We start from the raw sequence: 14,911 nt of genomic DNA, 5'->3' as shown, positions 1-14,911 counted from the left end.
CGCCGCGCCGTGGTGGCGGGCGGCGCGGGACGGGCGCCCGGTGAGGGCGTGGGCGCCGCCCAGGCCCTCGAAGGCGAGGGCCAGGGCCCGGGGGTCGCCGGCGGAGCGGGCGGCGGCGAGGCCCTCGCGGTGCAGGGCCAGGGCCGCCGGCCCGTCGCCGCGCTGCTCGGCGACGAAGCCGAGCTCGGCCAGCAGCAGGGCGGGGCCGGGGCCGAAGGCGACCCCGCGGTGCCAGTCGAGAGCCTTGCGCAGATACGTTTCGGCGCGGTCGAGGCGGCCTTCGCGCCGCGCGCCGAGGGCCAGCCCCATCTCGGCGTGGACCTCCCCCGCGGTGTAGCCCTCCTCGGCCGCCAGGCGCTGCGCCCGCTCGTGGAGCCGCTCCGCGTCCCGGAAGTCCCCGGTCAGGAGGGCGAGCCTGCCGAGCCCGGTGAGCCGGTCGGCGGCGGCCGTCCGGAAGCCGAGCTCCTCGGCGAGGCGCAGCCCCTCCCGGTGGAGCCGCGCGGCCCGCTCGTACGCGCCGGTGATCTCCGCCAGGGCCGCCATCGGGTACGTGGTCGACAGCAGGCCCCAGCGGTCGCCGAGTTCCCCGAAGAGCGCCAGGCTCTCCTCCCCGTGGACGCGTACGGCGTCGAGGTCGCCGCGCAGCAGCGCCTGCCAGGCCCGGGTGCCGGTGGCCGCGGCGACGCCCCACCGGTCGCCGTCGGCGCGGAAGCCGGCCAGGGCGCGCTCGACCAGGTCCTCGCTGCGCGCCAGGTCGCCGCCGCTGTGCAGCAGCGCGTGGCCGAGGAACCAGCGGCTCCGGTCGTCGGCTCCGTCCGGTTCCGGGGCGTGGGCTCCGGCGAGCACCGTGAAGCCGGCGTGCCGGGCGGCGGCACGCCGGCGGAGGTCCGCGGGGGCGCCGTCGGTCAGGGCCAGGCACTGGGCGAGGGAGCGCACGGCCTCGCCCAGCCGGCCGCGCAGGAACCAGTACCACGTCAGGGCGACGGCGAGCCGCAGCGCGTCGGGCGCCTCCCGTCGGCGTACGGCGTGGTCGAGGGCGGCGCGCAGATTGGCCGTCTCCCGGTCGAGGTGCTCCAGCCACCGCTGCTGGTCGGGGCCGTGGAGCCCGGGGGCGGCCCGCTCGGCGAGCGCGGTGTAGTACGCGTGGTGGCGCAGGCTCACGGCCTCGGTCTCGCCCGCCTCGGCCAGGCGTTCGCGGGCGTACGCCGCGACCGACTCGGCCAGGCGGTAGCGGGGAGCCGGGCCGTCCGTCCCGCCGACGCCCGACCCACCTACGCCGGACCCGCCGACATCCGACACGCCGACGCCCGACACGCCGACATCCGACCCACCGACGCCCGACAGGCTGACGCCCGACACGCTGACGAGGGAGCGGTCGACCAGGCGGACGAGCGGGTCGAGCGCGTCGCGGTCGTGGCCGCACACCGCCTCGGCGGCCTCCAGGGTGCAGCCGTCGGCGTGGACGGCGAGCCGGCGCAGGACGGCGCGCTCGTCGTCGCCGAGCAGCTCCCAGCTCCAGTCGATGACCGCCCGCAAGGTCCGCTGGCGGGGCGGTACGCCGCGCCGGCCACCGGCCAGCAGGCGGAACCGGTCGTCGAGGCGCGCGGCCAGCTCGTGCACGCCGAGGGCCCGCACCCGGGTGGCGGCCAGTTCCAGGGCGAGGGGGATCCGGTCGAGGCGGCGGCAGAGGGTCGCGACGGCCTCGGCGTTGTCGGGGCCCACGGCGAAACCGGGCACGGCGGCCGCGGCCCGGGCGGCGAACAGCCGCTCGGCGTCGGCCTGTTCCAGTGGTGGAACGGTCCACACGGCCTCGCCGGGCACCCCGAGCGGCTCCCTGCTGGTGGCCAGGACGCGCAGCCCGGGGGCGGTCGCCAGGAGGCGGTGGGTCAGGTCGGCGACGGCGTCGACGACGTGTTCGCAGTTGTCCAGCACGAGGAGCATCCGCCGCGAGCGCAGCGCGTCCTCCAGCCCGAGCCCGCCGTCCTCGCGGATCCCGAGTGCGGCGCTCACCTGCTCGCCGACGTCGCCGGATGCGGCGAGGCCGACGAACCGGACGTCCTCGGCAGGTCCGTCCGGCCGCCCGGGGGCGGTGAGCCTCGCGGCCGTCTCCTCGGCCAGCCGGGTCTTGCCGACACCGCCGGGCCCCGTGAGCGTCACCAGCCGGTGGGTGGCGAGCAGTCCGCGTACGGCGGCGAGGGCGGCGGCCCGGCCGACGAGGTCGGTGAGCTGCCCGGGCGCGGCAGGCGGGGAGGCCTGCGGGGGCGCCGCGACCACGGTTGCCGGGGCCGGGACGGGCAGGTCCGGAGTTCCCGGGCCCGGCGGCGACAGCTCCGGGTCCTGGCGGAGGATCGCCGTGTGCAGGGCGGCCAGCTCCGGGCCCGGGTCCACGCCGAGTTCGTCCGCGAGCCGCTCCCGCAGGTCGGCGTACGCGGCCAGCGCCTCGGCCTGCCGTCCCGCCCGGTACAGCGCGCGCAGGTGGGCGGCGCGCAGGCGTTCGCGCAAGGGGTTCCGGGCGGTCAGTTCGCCGAGCTCGCCCACGAGCGCGTGGTGCTCCCCGAGCTCCAGACGGGTCTCGGCCAGCGCTTCGAGGGCGGTGAGCCGCTCCTCCTCCAGCCGGTGCGCGGCGTTCCGTACGGCGTCGGCGCCCTCGCCCGCCTCGGCGCCGCCGTCGGTGAGGCCCGCGTACGCCTCGCCCGTCCAGAGCGCGAGGGCCTCCGTGAGCAGGCGCGCCCGCGCCGCCGGGTCCCCGGTGCCGTACGCGGACGCGACGAGGGCGGCGAACCGGCCGGCGTCCGTGTCGTCGGCGCCGACCCGCAGGAGGTAGCCGGGCGGGCGGGATTCCACCAGCGCCTCGGCGCCCGGCTCGGCCCGCCCGAGGGCGCGGCGCAGGCGGGACACCTTGGTCTGCAGGGCACCGGCCGGGTTGCGGGGCGGGTGGTCGCCCCACAGGTGGTCCACCAGCCGGTCGGTGGAGACGGGCCGGCCCGCGTGGACGAGGAGGTGGGCGAGGAGGGCGCGGATCTTCGCCTCGGGGATGTCGACCGGTCTTCCGTCGCTCGTCAGGACGGTGAGCGGACCCAATAAGGAGAAGTACACGGGTGACACCGTAACGACAGTGATCCGCCAGGACTCCGACAGGGCCGGTCGGCACCTTGTTCCCACCGAACCACCCGCCTTTTCAAGGGGACTGCGATGACGACGGACAACTCCACCTCCACCTCCACGTACACGTACGAGAGCGACGGGCCGGCCGCGGTGGCCGTGATCGGCCTCGGGCAGATGGGCACGCGGCTCGCCCAGGCGTTCCTCGCCGCCGGGTACCGCACGACGGTGTGGAACCGCACCGCCGCCAAGGCCGACGCCCTGGTGGTCCAGGGAGCCGTCCGGGCGGCGAGTGCCGCCGAGGCCATCGAGGCGGCCGACCTGGTGGTGGTGTGCCTGCCCGACTACGGCACGGTCGGCGACGTGCTCCGGCCGGCGAGCGCGGCGGGCGCGGCGGGCGGCCTGCGCGGCAAGGTCCTGGTGAACCTGACGTCCGGCACGCCGGAGGAGGCGCGCGAGATGGCCGGCCTGGCGTCGGGGCTCGGCGCCGCGTACCTGGACGGCGCGGCCATGAGCGGGACGCGGCTGGTGGGACGGCCGGAGGCGCTGTTCGTCCTCAGCGGCTCCGCGGACGCCTTCGCCGCGCACCGCGAGGTGCTCGGCGCGCTGGGCGACTCCGTGCACCTGGGGGCGGACCCGGCGCTGGCCGCGGTGTACGACACGGCGCTGTTCGGGCTGGCCTGGGGCGCGCTGGCGGGCTTCCACCACGCCGTCGCCCTGGCGGGCGCGGCGGGCGTGGAGCCGACGGAGTTCGCGGCGGTGGCGGCGGGTCACATGCCGTTCGTGACGTCCCTGATGACGGAGCACGCCCGCCAGCTCGCGGACGGCCGCTTCCCCGACGACGACGGCACCGTGGACGTGCACGCGGCGGCGATGGAGCACCTGGTCCTCGCGAGCCGCGCCGAGGGGGTCGGCGCGGAGCTGCCGGAGCTGGTGAAGTCGCTGCTGGAGCGGGCCTCGGCCGACGGGTACGGCGCGGCCGGCATCGCGAGCGTCGCCCGCGTCCTGCGGGAAGGCGCCCGCCATGCGTGAGCCCGGGAACCAGCACGACGGCCGCGAGCGCGAGCGGGAGCCGAACCGGGAACGGGAAGGGGAAGGACAAGGGCAAGGGGAACGGGAAGGGCAAGGGGAACCGGAGCGCGTGACGGTCCTGGGGCTCGGCCTCATGGGTACGGCGATCGCCGAGGCGTTCCTCGCCGCCGGGTACCGCACGACGGTGTGGAACCGCACCGCCGCCAAGGCCGACGCCCTGGTGGTCCAGGGAGCCGTCGGGGCGGCGACCGCCGGGGAGGCGATCGAAGCGGGCGACCTGGTCGTCGTGCCGCTCCTCGACGCCGCCGCCGTACGGGAGGCCCTCACGACCGCGGCCGCGGTGCTGTCCGGCCGCACGGTGGTGAGCCTGGCGAACGGCTCGCCGGAGGAGGCGCGGGAGGTCGCGGCGTGGGTGGCGGCGCAGGGCGCGCGGCACCTGGACGGCGCGATGATGGCGCTGCCGCAGTCGGTGGCCACGCCGGACGCCTTCTTCCTCTACAGCGGCGCCGAGGAGGCGTTCGTGCGGCACCGTGCCGCGCTGGAGGTGATGGCCACGGCGCATTACCTCGGGGCGGACGCGGGGCTGGCGGAGATCCACTCGCTGGCGCTCCTGGGCACGGGGTACGCCGCGCTCACCGGCTTCCTGCACGCGGCCGCGCTGCTCGACGCCGTGGGGGGCCTGGCGCCGGAGGCCTTCGCCCCGCTGGCGGCGGGGTGGCTGCGCGGGATGGCGGACTTCCTGCCGGAGGTCGCGGAAGAGGCCGCCTCGGGCTCGTACGCGAACGGCGTCTCCACCGTCGACCTGAACCAGGTCGCGGTCGGCCATCTCGTGCGGCTCGGCCGGACGCACGGCGTCGACTCCGCGGTGCACGAGCCGCTGAAGGCACTGCTGGAGGGCCGGGCGGCCGAGGGGAAGGGGGCGGAGAGCTTCTCCTCCGTCTTCGAGCTCCTCAGGGCGGGGGCGCGCCGCACGTAGCGCACGTCACGCCGGGACCCTTATGCAACTTGTTGCACAAGCTGTCGGGCGTCGTCTACAACTGGTGCGACGACACCCCGCCGAGGAGGCCCCCATGACCCCGACCCAGCGCCGGAGCCAGAGCCCGAGCCCGTACCCGCATCTGCTCAGCCCGCTGGACCTCGGGTTCACCACCCTGCCCAATCGCGTGCTCATGGGCTCGATGCACGTAGGGCTGGAGGAGGCCGAGAACGGTTTCGCGCGCATGGCGGCCTTCTACGCCGAGCGCGCCCGGGGCGGCGTGGGGCTGATCGTGACCGGCGGCATCGCGCCGAACGACGCGGGGCGGCCGTACGAGGGCGGGGCCAAGCTCACCACCGAGGAGGAGGCGGCGAAGCACCGGGTCGTGACGGACGCGGTACACGCGGCCGGCGGGCGCATCGCGATGCAGATCCTGCACTTCGGCCGGTACGCCTACCACCGCGACCTCGTCGCGCCCAGCGCGATCCAGGCGCCGATCAGCCCCTTCGTACCGAACGAGCTGTCCGACGCCGAGGTCGAGCAGACGATCGAGGACTACGTGCGCGCCGCCGAGCTGGCGAAGTCGGCGGGGTACGACGGCGTCGAGATCATGGGCTCCGAGGGCTATCTGATCAACGAGTTCATCGCCGCCGCCACCAACCACCGCACCGACCGCTGGGGCGGCTCGTACGAGAACCGGGTGCGCTTCCCGCTGGAGATCGTCCGCCGGACGCGCGAGCGGCTCGGCGAGGAGTTCATCCTCATCTACCGGCTCTCCATGCTGGACCTGGTGCCGGGCGGCTCGACCCTGGAGGAGGTCGTGGCGCTCGCCAAGGAGATCGAGGCGGCCGGCGCGACGCTGATCAACACGGGGATCGGCTGGCACGAGGCCCGCATCCCGACCATCGCCACCTCCGTGCCGCGCGGCGCGTACACCTGGGTGACGCAGCGGCTGATGGGCGCGGTCTCCGTGCCGCTGATCACCAGCAACCGCGTCAACACCCCCGAGGTCGCCGAGCGGATCCTGGCGGAGGGGCGCGCGGACATGGTGTCGATGGCCCGGCCCTTCCTCGCCGACCCCGACTTCGTCGCCAAGGCGGCGCAGGGCCGGCCGGAGGCCATCAACACGTGCATCGGCTGCAACCAGGCCTGCCTGGACCACACCTTCAGCGGGAAGATCACCTCCTGCCTGGTCAACCCGCGTGCCTGCCACGAGACCGAGCTGGTCCTCTCCCCCACCCGGCTGCGCAAGCGCGTCGCGGTGGTCGGCGCGGGCCCGGCGGGGCTCGCCTGCGCCGTGAGCGCCGCCGAACGGGGCCACGAGGTCACGCTGTTCGACGCCGCGGACGAGATCGGCGGGCAGCTCAACATCGCCAAGCGGGTGCCGGGCAAGGAGGAGTTCGACGAGACGCTCCGCTACTTCCGTACGCGGCTGGCCGAGAGCGGCGTGGACGTACGCCTGGGCACGTACGCCACCGCCGAGGCGCTCACCGGCTACGACGAGGTCGTCGTCGCGACCGGCGTGACCCCGCGCACGCCCGCCATCGACGGCGTCGACCACCCGAGCGTTGTCAGCTACCTGGACGTGCTGCGCGACGGCGCGCCGGTCGGCGAGCGCGTGGCGGTCGTCGGGGCGGGGGGCATCGGCTTCGACGTGGCGGAGTTCCTGACGGACGGCGGCGAGGGCGCGAGCCGGGACCCGGAGACGTACTTCCGGCAGTGGGGCGTCGACACGTCGTACGCGGAGCGCGGCGGACTGCGCGCCCCCGAGCGCCCGAAGCCGCCGCGCACCGTGCACCTGCTGCAGCGCAAGACGTCCAAGGTCGGCGCGGGGCTGGGCAAGACGACGGGCTGGATCCACCGCACGGAGCTCAAGCACCGGGGCGTCACCATGGTCGCGGGCGCCGCGTACGAGCGGATCGACGACGAGGGCCTGCACATCACCGTGGACGGCGAGGCCCGGACCGTGCCCGTCGACACGGTCGTGCTCTGCACGGGGCAGGAGCCGCGGCGCGACCTGTACGAGGAGCTCGTGGCGGCGGGGGTGTCCGCGCACCTGATCGGCGGCGCGGACGTGGCCGCCGAGCTGGACGCCAAGCGCGCGATCGACCAGGGGACGCGGCTGGCGGCGGCTCTGTGACCGTGCGGCCTGCGGGTCGCGTGCGTCCCGCGGGTCGCGTGGGTCGTACGCGTCCCTAGGATGCGGTCATGTCACTCCCGCACGCGATCCTCACCGCCCTGCTCGAGAAGCCGTCCTCGGGTCTGGAGCTGACCCGCCGGTTCGACCGGTCGATCGGCTACTTCTGGTCGGCCACGCATCAGCAGATCTATCGCGAGCTGGGAAAGCTGGAGCAGGCGGGGCACATCCGGGCCCTGCCCACGCAGGCTCCGGCCCGTGGGCAGAAGAAGGAGTACGAGGTTCTGCCCGCGGGCCGTGAGGCCCTGAGCGAGTGGGTGCGCAGGAGCGAGGACCCCAAGCCCATCCGGGACGCCCTGCTGCTGCGGCTGCGCGCGGCGGCGGTGGTGGGGACGGAGGGCTTCGCGGACGAGCTGTGCCGCCATCTGGCGCTGCACCGGGCGCAGTTGGAGGAGTACCTCGGGATGGAGGAGCGGCAGTTCCCGCCGGAGCGGCGCGCCGCCGAGGCGGACCGGCTGCGCCATCTGGTCCTGCGCGGGGGCATCGAGCTGGAGCGGTTCTGGACGGCGTGGCTGACGGAGGCGCTGGCGGAGTTCGACCGCGGCGACCAGGGCGGCGCCTGTCCGCCCTAGGCGAGGGCGGCGGCCAGCAGGGCGAAGGCGGCGATGATGACGGCGACGCGGACGTAGTGGTAGCGGTCCCAGCGGTTCGCCTGTTCCTTCCAGTCCTCGGGCCGGTTCTCGGGGGTCCACGTCTTGCTCCGGTTGTTGATCGGGACGAGCAGCAGGACCGACATGATCACGCTGACGATCAGCAACGCGCCGGCGGTGACGACGAGGCCGGTGCCGGAGTGGTGCCATCCGGCGACGGCCCAGACCGCGACCAGGACGAGCGACGTGATGTACCAGACCGGCATCACGGCGCCGAGCATCCGGCCTCCGTGGGCGCGGCCGAGTTGGCCGCTGTCCTCGGGGAGTGCGTCGAGGATCCGGTTGATGACGAAGGCGACGGAGAACTCCACCCCCACCATCACGCCGACGACCACGGTGGTGAACACCTCGAGTGCGTTGAGCATGGTGACCCTCCTGGGATCTAGCACTGCTAGCTGATGAAGCAACGCTAGTCCTACTGCCGCTCGATTGTCTAGCGGTGCTAGGATCGAATCATGTCGGTACAGGAACGCAAGCAGCGCGAGCGGGCCGAGCGCGAACGCCTCATCGTGGCGACGGCCCGCGACATCGCCGAGCAGCAGGGCTGGGACGCGGTCACCACTCGCCGGCTCGCCGAGCGCATCGAGTACAGCCAGCCCGTCCTCTACAGCCACTTCCGCGGCAAACGGGAGATCATCGGCGCCGTCGCCCTCGAGGGCGCGGCCGAGTTGGCCGTGGCGGTACGCGCCGCCACCTCCCGCGCGAACGATCCACGCGAGCGGGTCACCGCCCTCGCGCGCGCCTACCTCGAATTCGCCGCACGCAACCCGGCGGTCTACGACGCCATGTTCCAGCTCGACGGCGGCCTGGCGTTCGCGGTCGAGGACACCCCGCAACCCCTCAAGGACGCCTTCGCCGCCCTGCTGGAAAGCCTCGGCGAGGTCGCCGGGGAGAACGTCCACCCGGGACTGTTCACCGAGGTGTTCTGGGCGGCCCTGCACGGGCTGGCCACCCTGATCCGAGCGGGGCGGCTGCCGCCGGAGCACACCGAGTCGCGGGTGAAGCTGCTGGTGGACCGGCTCGCCGTGGTCTGACGCGAATTGTTAACGGTAATCATTTTCAGGTAGCGTGACCCCACCGTACCGACGATGGAGGTCTCGCAGTCATGGCCGTACCCAAGCGGAAGATGTCCCGCTCCAACACCCGCCACCGCCGCGCCCAGTGGAAGGCGTCCACGCCCCAGCTGGTGCCCGTGACGGTCGACGGCTCCGTCTACCAGGTGCCGCAGCGCCTGGTGAAGGCGTACGAGCGCGGCCTGATCCAGCCGGAGGGCTGAGCGCGATGACGACGGCCACGGCGATCCGCGACCACCGCGACTCGCGCGACTCGCGACGCGACCCGCTCGACCCGCGTCTGCCCGTCACGGTCCTCTCGGGCTTCCTCGGCGCGGGCAAGACGACGCTGCTCAACCACGTCCTGGGCAACCGGGAGGGCCTGCGGGTCGCCGTGATCGTCAACGACATGAGCGAGGTCAACATCGACGCCGCCCTGGTGCGCGGCGGCGAGGCGGCCCTCTCCCGGACCGAGGAGCGGCTGGTCGAGATGACCAACGGGTGCATCTGCTGCACCCTGCGCGACGACCTCCTGGAGGAGGTCGACCGGCTGGCCCGCGAGGGCCGCTTCGACTACCTCCTCATCGAGTCCAGCGGCATCTCGGAGCCGATGCCCGTCGCCGCGACGTTCGCCTTCCCGCGCGACGACGGTGCCACGCTGGGCGACCTGGCCCGCCTGGACACCATGGTCACGGTCGTCGACGCGGCCAACTTCCTGCCCGAACTGGCGGGCGGCGACGGGCTCGCCGAACGGGGCCTCGACCAGTACGAGGACGACGAGCGCACGGTCAGCGACCTGCTGATGGACCAGATCGAGTTCGCGGACGTCATCGTCCTCAACAAGCTGGACCTCGTCGCGGAGGCGGACGCGGCCCGGCTGGCGGCCGCGCTCACCCGGCTCAACCCGGCCGCCCGCATCCTGACCGCCGAGCGCGGCCGGGTGGCCCCCCAGGACGTCCTCGGCACCGGCCTGTTCGACCTGGAGCGCGCCCAGCAGGCGCCCGGCTGGGTCATGGAGCTCAACGGCGACCACATCCCCGAGACCGAGGAGTACGGCATCTCCTCCACGGTCTTCCGGGCGGACCGCGCCTTCCACCCCGAGCGGCTGTGGCGGTTCGTCACCGAGGGCATGGACAGTGGGGCGTACGGACGGATCCTGCGCTCCAAGGGCTTCTTCCGGCTCGCCGGCCGCGACCACGTGACCGGGCTGTGGTCCCAGGCCGGCGCCGTCGCCCGCTTCGAGCCGTCCGGCGCCCGCGAGGACGGCGACGAGGGCGGCGGCCAGGGCTGCCAGGAACTGGTCTTCATCGGGACGGGACTACGCGCCGACGCGCTGCACACCGCCCTGGAGACCTGCCTGGTGGCGGAGCACGAGAGCGGGCCGTGGGACGACCCGTTCCCGACGTGGGACGTCCACGGGCCCGACGACGCCTGCCACTTGGACGGGAACCCGGAACACGCGCATCCGCGCCTGGGCGGCTAGCGGCTTTCCGGGCCCGCGAGCGCGGGGAAGTCCGCCGCCCCCTGCGTGAAGGCGTGCTCGTACGCCTCCGGGGTCAGGCCCGCGCGGACGGAGTCGGTGATGCGGTCGACGTCGACGCGCTCCGCCTTGGGCAGCGGCGTGCCGACCGCGGCGCGGGCGCCGGCCGCGGCGCCGAGCAGGCGGGCGGCACGCTCGAGGTCGCCGGCCAGGGCCTCCGCTCCGGCGAGGCCCTCGAAGGCGAGGGCGAGGGCGCGGGGGTCGCCGGTGCGGCGCGCGTGGTCGAGGCCTTCCCGGTGGAGCTCCCGGGCGGTGGCGGCGTCACCGCGCTGTTCGGCGATGAACCCGAGCTCGGCGAGGATGAACGCCACGCCGTGGTCCCCTTCCCACCGGCGGCACCAGTCGAGCCAGGCGTGGAAGTGGGCCGCGGCGTCGTCGAGCCTGCCCTGGCGCCGCGCCACGATCCCGAGCCCCACTTCGGCGAACTCCTCGCCGCGCTGGTAGGCGTGTGCGGCGGCCAGTCGCCTGGCGCGTTCGTGGAGGTCCCGGGCGCGGTCGAGGTCACCGGTGAGCACGGCGGTGCGGCCGAGCCGGGCCAGCATCCTGGAGGCGTCGTTCCACAGGTCGAGCGCGCTCGCGAGCCGATGGCCCTCCTCGCGCAGCCGTTCCGCCGCGCCGTAGTCGCCCGCCATCTCGGCCAGGTCCCCGAGGGTGTACGCGGCATGGAGCCGGCCCCATCCGTCGCCGAGCTCTTCGAAGGCCGCCCGCGCCCGCCGGGCGTCCGCCCGCGCCTCGTCCAGCCTGCCCTGGTGGACGAGGACTTCGGCGCGGACCGCCAGCGCCGCGGCGGCACCCCAGCGGTCGCCCAGCTCCTCGAACCCGGCATGCGCCCGTTCGGCGAGGTGGCAGGTGACCGCCGCATCACCGAACCCGGTCCTGCTCAAGGCGAGGAACCACCGCGCGCGGGCCCGGCCCGCCGGGTCGTCGACGGTGTCGTACGCCGCCACCGCGGCCTGGGTGTCGGTATCGGTGTCGTACCGCGTGTCGAGCAGGAGCAGGGACATTCCCGCGCGCCATGCCCGGGCGGCCGCCTTCCGTTCGGGGGCGCCGTCGCCCGACAGCGCGAGGTCGAAGGAGCGCCGGGCCTCGGCGAACCGGCCGCGCAGGAACCAGTACCACGCCATCGCGTCGACCAGCCGCAAGGCCGCGTCCCCGACACCGTGGCGCACCGCGTGGGCGAGGGCGGCCCGGACGTTGGCGGTCTCGGCCTCCAGCCGTCGCAGCCACCGGTGCTGCTCGTGGCCCCGGAGGTGGGCGTCGGCGTGCACGGCGAAGTCGGTGTAGTGGGCGAGGTGGCGGTCGCGCGCGCCCCGGAGCTCCTCGTCCCCCGCCTCGGCCAGCCGCTCCGCGCAGTAGGCGGCGACCGATTCCAGCAGCCGGTAGCGGCCGTCGTGCTGGCCGACCAGCGACCGGTCGACCAGCCGGCCCAGCAGGTCGAGGACGTCGGCGCGGCGCACCCGGCCGTCGGCGCACACCGCTTCGGCGGCCTCCAGCGTGCAGCCGTCGGCGCAGACCGCCAGACGGCGCAGCACGATCCGCTCCCGCTCGCCGAGCAGGCCCCAGCTCCAGTCGAGGGTGGCGCGCAGGGTCCGCTGCCGCGTCGGGGTGGAGCGCAGGGTGGCGGTGAGCACCCGGAAGCGGTCGTCGAGCCGGGCGGCGAGTTCGGCCACGGGCATGAGGCGCACCCGGGCGGCGGCCATCTCCAGCGCGAGCGGGATGCCGTCCAGGCGGCGGCAGATGGTGGCGACGGCCCGCGCGTTGCCCGCGTCGAGCCGGAAGCCGGGATCGGCGGCGGTGGCGCGCGAGACGAAGAGTCGTACCGCGCTGGAGCGCAGCAACCGGTCCGGGTCGGGGCCCTCGGGTCCGTCGGCGTCCGGCGCGTCCAGGTCGACGCCGTACGCGTCGGCGCCGGGAAGGTCCAGGGGCGGTACGGGCCACAGGCGTTCGCCGACGACCGCCAGCGGCTCCTGGCTGGTGGCCAGGACCCGCAGGGCGGGCGCGGCGCGCAGCAGGTGTGCGGTCAGCTCGGCGACCGGTTCGACGACGTGCTCGCAGTTGTCCAGTACCAGCAGCGTGTCGCGACCCCTGAGGGCATCGGCGAGCCGGCCGGCCGCGGGCCGCGCCGGCACACGCGGGTCGTCCCGTAGGCCGAGCACCGCGGCGACGGCCTCGTGCACCTCCGCGGCGGTGCGTGCCGGGGCGAGCTCCACCAGCCAGGCGCCGTCCGGGAGTTCGCGGGCGTGGTGCGCGGCCGCCTCCAGGGCGAGCCGTGTCTTGCCGACCCCGCCCGCGCCGGTGAGCGTCACCAGCCGCTCGCGCGTCAGCAGCGCCTGGATCCGCCGTACGTCGTCGGTGCGGCCTATCAGGTCGGTCAGGGGTGCGGGGAGGTTGCCGCGCGGTCCCGCCGCGTACGGTCCTTCTCCGTGGGGCCCTTCCGCGTACGGTCCTTCCCCGCGCGGCCCTCCCTCGTACGGTCCTTCCTCGCGCGGCCCTGCCCCGTAACGCAGCCCTGCCCCGTGACGCGGTCCTGCCCCGTGCGGTCCTGCCCCCTGTGCCGCCGTCGCGGAGGCCGCGGGCGCGAGGCCGGCGTCCTGCCGCAGGATCGCCTCGTGCAGGGCGGCCAGCTCGCGGCCGGGATCGAGGCCGAGGTCGTCGCGCAACCGGTCGCGCAGTTCGGCCAGGCTCGCCAGCGCTTCGTCCTGGCGTCCCGCGAGGTAGAGGGCGCGGACGTGGGCGGCCCGCAGCCGCTCGCGCAGCGGGTGCGCGGCGACGAGTTCGCCCAGCTCGCCCGCGAGCAGCGCGTGCTCGCCCAGTTCGAGCCGTGCCTCGGCGAGTTCCTCGAGCGCGGCCAGCCGCTGCTCCTCCAGCCGCCGGGCTTCGGCGCGTACGAACGCGGCGTCGGCGTGGTCGGCGTACGCCTCCTCACCCCGCCAGAGCTCCGCGGCCTCGCGGAGCAGCCGGGCCCTGGCACGGGGGTCGTCGGGGGACGCCTGCGCGCGGCGCAGCAGCGCCTCGAAGCGTCCGGCGTCGACCGCGGTGTCGTCGGCCCGCAGCAGGTAGCCCGGCGCCCGGGACTCGATGAGGTCGCGGCCGCCCGGCTCGGCCTCCTCCAGGGTGCGGCGCAGCAGCGAGACCTTGGAGCGCAGGGTGCGGACGTCGTTCGCCGGGGGCGCGTCGCCCCACAGGGCGTCGACGAGCCGGTCCACCGAGACGGTCCGGCCCCGGTGCACCAGGAGCGCGGTCAGGAGGGCACGGACCTTCGTCTCGTGGACCCGTACGGGCTGACCGTCCGACGTCCACACTTCCAGGGGGCCCAGCACTCCGAAACGCACCCGGTCACGTTACCCGTAACCCCGCCGGAACGTTTCCGGAGACGGACCGGAACCCCGCTCGCGCACAGTCGAGTCATGACGAAAACACCGAACACACCGAACTCCGTTGCCACCACCGCTTCTGACGTCGCGTCGAACACCGCCCCGGGTGGCGAGGCCGTCACCGTCATCGGCCTGGGCCTGATGGGCAGGGCCCTCGCCGGCGCCTTCCTCGACGCGGGCCATCCGACCACCGTGTGGAACCGCTCTGCGGGCAAGGCGGACGAACTGGTCGCCCGCGGGGCCACCTTCGCCCCCTCCGTGGCCGAGGCCCTGCGAGCGAGCTCCCTGGTCGTCGTCTGCCTCAGCGACGCCGACGCGGTACGCGACGCGCTCGGCCCGCACCGGGCCGATCTCGCCGGACGTACCCTCGTCAACCTGACCTCCGGAACGTCCGACGAGGCCCGCGCGTTGGCGGAGTTGACCGGCGACTACGTGGACGGCGCGATCATGGCCATCCCCGAGGTGATCGGCACCCCGGACGCCTTCCTGTTGTTCAGCGGAGCACCGGACGCCTTCGCGCAGCACCGCGAGGCCCTCGGCCGGCTCGGCAAGGCGACCTTCTTCGGCGAGGACCCCGGGCTCGCCTCCCTGTACGACGTGGCGCTGCTCGGCGTCATGTGGGGCACGCTCAACGCGTTCCTGCACGGGGCGGCGCTGCTCGGCGCGGCCAAGGTCGACGCGAGTGCGTTCGCGCCCTTCGCCAACCAGTGGGTGGGCAGCGTGACCGGCTTCATCAGCGCCTACGCCGACCAGATCGACCGCGGCGCCTACCCGGCCGAGGACGCCACGCTGGAGACCCATCTGGCGACCATGAAGCACCTGGTGCGGGAGAGTGCGGCCGTCGGCATCGACACCGACTGGCCGGCCCGCATCCAGGCCCTCACCGAGCGCGCCATCGGCGCGGGCCACGCCGGTGCGAGCTATGCCGCACTCGTCGAGGTCTTCCGGGGCCGGGCGTAACCGCCGGCAGGCCCGTCCGCCGGCAGGC

At 74.9% G+C, this 14,911-nt stretch carries 11 protein-coding genes; 8 read left to right on the top strand and 3 right to left on the bottom strand.

Features of this window, described 5'->3' with window-relative positions:
- A partial coding sequence (locus AB0A69_RS20835) for a BTAD domain-containing putative transcriptional regulator (protein ID WP_361423756.1) occupies positions 1-3,105 on the bottom strand: 3,105 nt, incomplete at its 3' end.
- Between the two features lie 87 nt (positions 3,106-3,192).
- Between AB0A69_RS20835 and AB0A69_RS20830 the strand changes: the two genes are divergently transcribed.
- From AB0A69_RS20830 to AB0A69_RS20815, 4 genes are all read left to right on the top strand, one after another.
- Complete coding sequence (locus AB0A69_RS20830; RefSeq protein ID WP_361423753.1) at positions 3,193-4,134, top strand: NAD(P)-binding domain-containing protein; 942 nt, start codon at positions 3,193-3,195, stop codon at positions 4,132-4,134.
- The gene (locus AB0A69_RS20825; RefSeq protein ID WP_361423750.1) at positions 4,127-5,110 is read left to right on the top strand and encodes an NAD(P)-binding domain-containing protein; all 984 of its coding nucleotides are present in this window, start codon (positions 4,127-4,129) and stop codon (positions 5,108-5,110) included. Before AB0A69_RS20830 ends, AB0A69_RS20825 begins: the two co-directional genes overlap by 8 nt.
- 94 nt (positions 5,111-5,204) lie before the next feature.
- Entirely contained in the window at positions 5,205-7,250 is a 2,046-nt protein-coding gene (locus AB0A69_RS20820) for an NADPH-dependent 2,4-dienoyl-CoA reductase (RefSeq protein ID WP_361423747.1), read from the top strand.
- A gap of 68 nt (positions 7,251-7,318) precedes the next feature.
- Positions 7,319-7,879 carry a PadR family transcriptional regulator gene (locus tag AB0A69_RS20815; protein WP_361423744.1) on the top strand — a complete coding sequence of 187 codons (561 nt, stop codon included), beginning with the start codon at positions 7,319-7,321 and terminating at the stop codon, positions 7,877-7,879.
- Here AB0A69_RS20815 and AB0A69_RS20810 read toward each other — a convergent pair.
- Positions 7,876-8,322 (bottom strand): DUF1772 domain-containing protein, encoded by a 447-nt coding sequence (locus AB0A69_RS20810; protein ID WP_361423741.1) that lies wholly within the window; start codon positions 8,320-8,322, stop codon positions 7,876-7,878. The genes AB0A69_RS20815 and AB0A69_RS20810 overlap by 4 nt on opposite strands.
- A 90-nt stretch (positions 8,323-8,412) precedes the next feature.
- On the opposite strand from AB0A69_RS20810, the gene AB0A69_RS20805 reads away from it, so the two are divergent.
- The 3 genes from AB0A69_RS20805 to AB0A69_RS20795 all read left to right on the top strand — a co-directional run bounded on the left by AB0A69_RS20805 (position 8,413) and on the right by AB0A69_RS20795 (position 10,492).
- Positions 8,413-8,991 (top strand): TetR/AcrR family transcriptional regulator, encoded by a 579-nt coding sequence (locus AB0A69_RS20805; RefSeq protein WP_361423738.1) that lies wholly within the window; start codon positions 8,413-8,415, stop codon positions 8,989-8,991.
- A gap of 71 nt (positions 8,992-9,062) precedes the next feature.
- Complete coding sequence (gene rpmF / locus AB0A69_RS20800) at positions 9,063-9,233, top strand: 50S ribosomal protein L32 (RefSeq protein ID WP_355359412.1); 171 nt, start codon at positions 9,063-9,065, stop codon at positions 9,231-9,233.
- Between the two features lie 5 nt (positions 9,234-9,238).
- Positions 9,239-10,492 (top strand): GTP-binding protein, encoded by a 1,254-nt coding sequence (locus tag AB0A69_RS20795; protein WP_361423735.1) that lies wholly within the window; start codon positions 9,239-9,241, stop codon positions 10,490-10,492.
- On the opposite strand, the gene AB0A69_RS20790 is transcribed toward AB0A69_RS20795, so the two are convergent.
- A complete protein-coding gene (locus AB0A69_RS20790; protein WP_361423732.1) occupies positions 10,489-13,881 on the bottom strand; it encodes a BTAD domain-containing putative transcriptional regulator in 3,393 nt (1,130 codons plus the stop codon). The two genes, AB0A69_RS20795 and AB0A69_RS20790, sit on opposite strands and share 4 nt — an antisense overlap.
- A gap of 75 nt (positions 13,882-13,956) precedes the next feature.
- Between AB0A69_RS20790 and AB0A69_RS20785 the strand changes: the two genes are divergently transcribed.
- Positions 13,957-14,883 carry an NAD(P)-binding domain-containing protein gene (locus AB0A69_RS20785; RefSeq protein ID WP_361423729.1) on the top strand — a complete coding sequence of 309 codons (927 nt, stop codon included), beginning with the start codon at positions 13,957-13,959 and terminating at the stop codon, positions 14,881-14,883.
- The last annotated feature ends 28 nt before the right edge of the window (positions 14,884-14,911 follow it).

It is taken from the genome of Streptomyces sp. NPDC045431 (assembly GCF_040646655.1).
In the GTDB taxonomy this organism is placed as follows: domain Bacteria; phylum Actinomycetota; class Actinomycetes; order Streptomycetales; family Streptomycetaceae; genus Streptomyces.
The sequence above is the reverse complement of the archived record's forward strand: the minus strand, read 5'-3'. Positions and strand labels throughout refer to the sequence as shown.

Excerpts from the sequence above, each read along its gene's own strand:
- AB0A69_RS20785 (WP_361423729.1), top strand. The coding sequence starts at position 13,957 with ATGACGAAAACACCGAACACACCGAACTCCGTTGCCACCACCGCTTCT.
- AB0A69_RS20815 (WP_361423744.1), top strand. The coding sequence starts at position 7,319 with ATGTCACTCCCGCACGCGATCCTCACCGCCCTGCTCGAGAAGCCGTCC.
- AB0A69_RS20805 (WP_361423738.1), top strand. The coding sequence starts at position 8,413 with ATGTCGGTACAGGAACGCAAGCAGCGCGAGCGGGCCGAGCGCGAACGC.
- rpmF (WP_355359412.1), top strand. The coding sequence starts at position 9,063 with ATGGCCGTACCCAAGCGGAAGATGTCCCGCTCCAACACCCGCCACCGC.
- AB0A69_RS20825 (WP_361423750.1), top strand. The coding sequence starts at position 4,127 with ATGCGTGAGCCCGGGAACCAGCACGACGGCCGCGAGCGCGAGCGGGAG.
- AB0A69_RS20830 (WP_361423753.1), top strand. The coding sequence starts at position 3,193 with ATGACGACGGACAACTCCACCTCCACCTCCACGTACACGTACGAGAGC.
- AB0A69_RS20795 (WP_361423735.1), top strand. The coding sequence starts at position 9,239 with ATGACGACGGCCACGGCGATCCGCGACCACCGCGACTCGCGCGACTCG.
- AB0A69_RS20810 (WP_361423741.1), bottom strand. The coding sequence starts at position 8,322 with ATGCTCAACGCACTCGAGGTGTTCACCACCGTGGTCGTCGGCGTGATG.
- AB0A69_RS20820 (WP_361423747.1), top strand. The coding sequence starts at position 5,205 with ATGACCCCGACCCAGCGCCGGAGCCAGAGCCCGAGCCCGTACCCGCAT.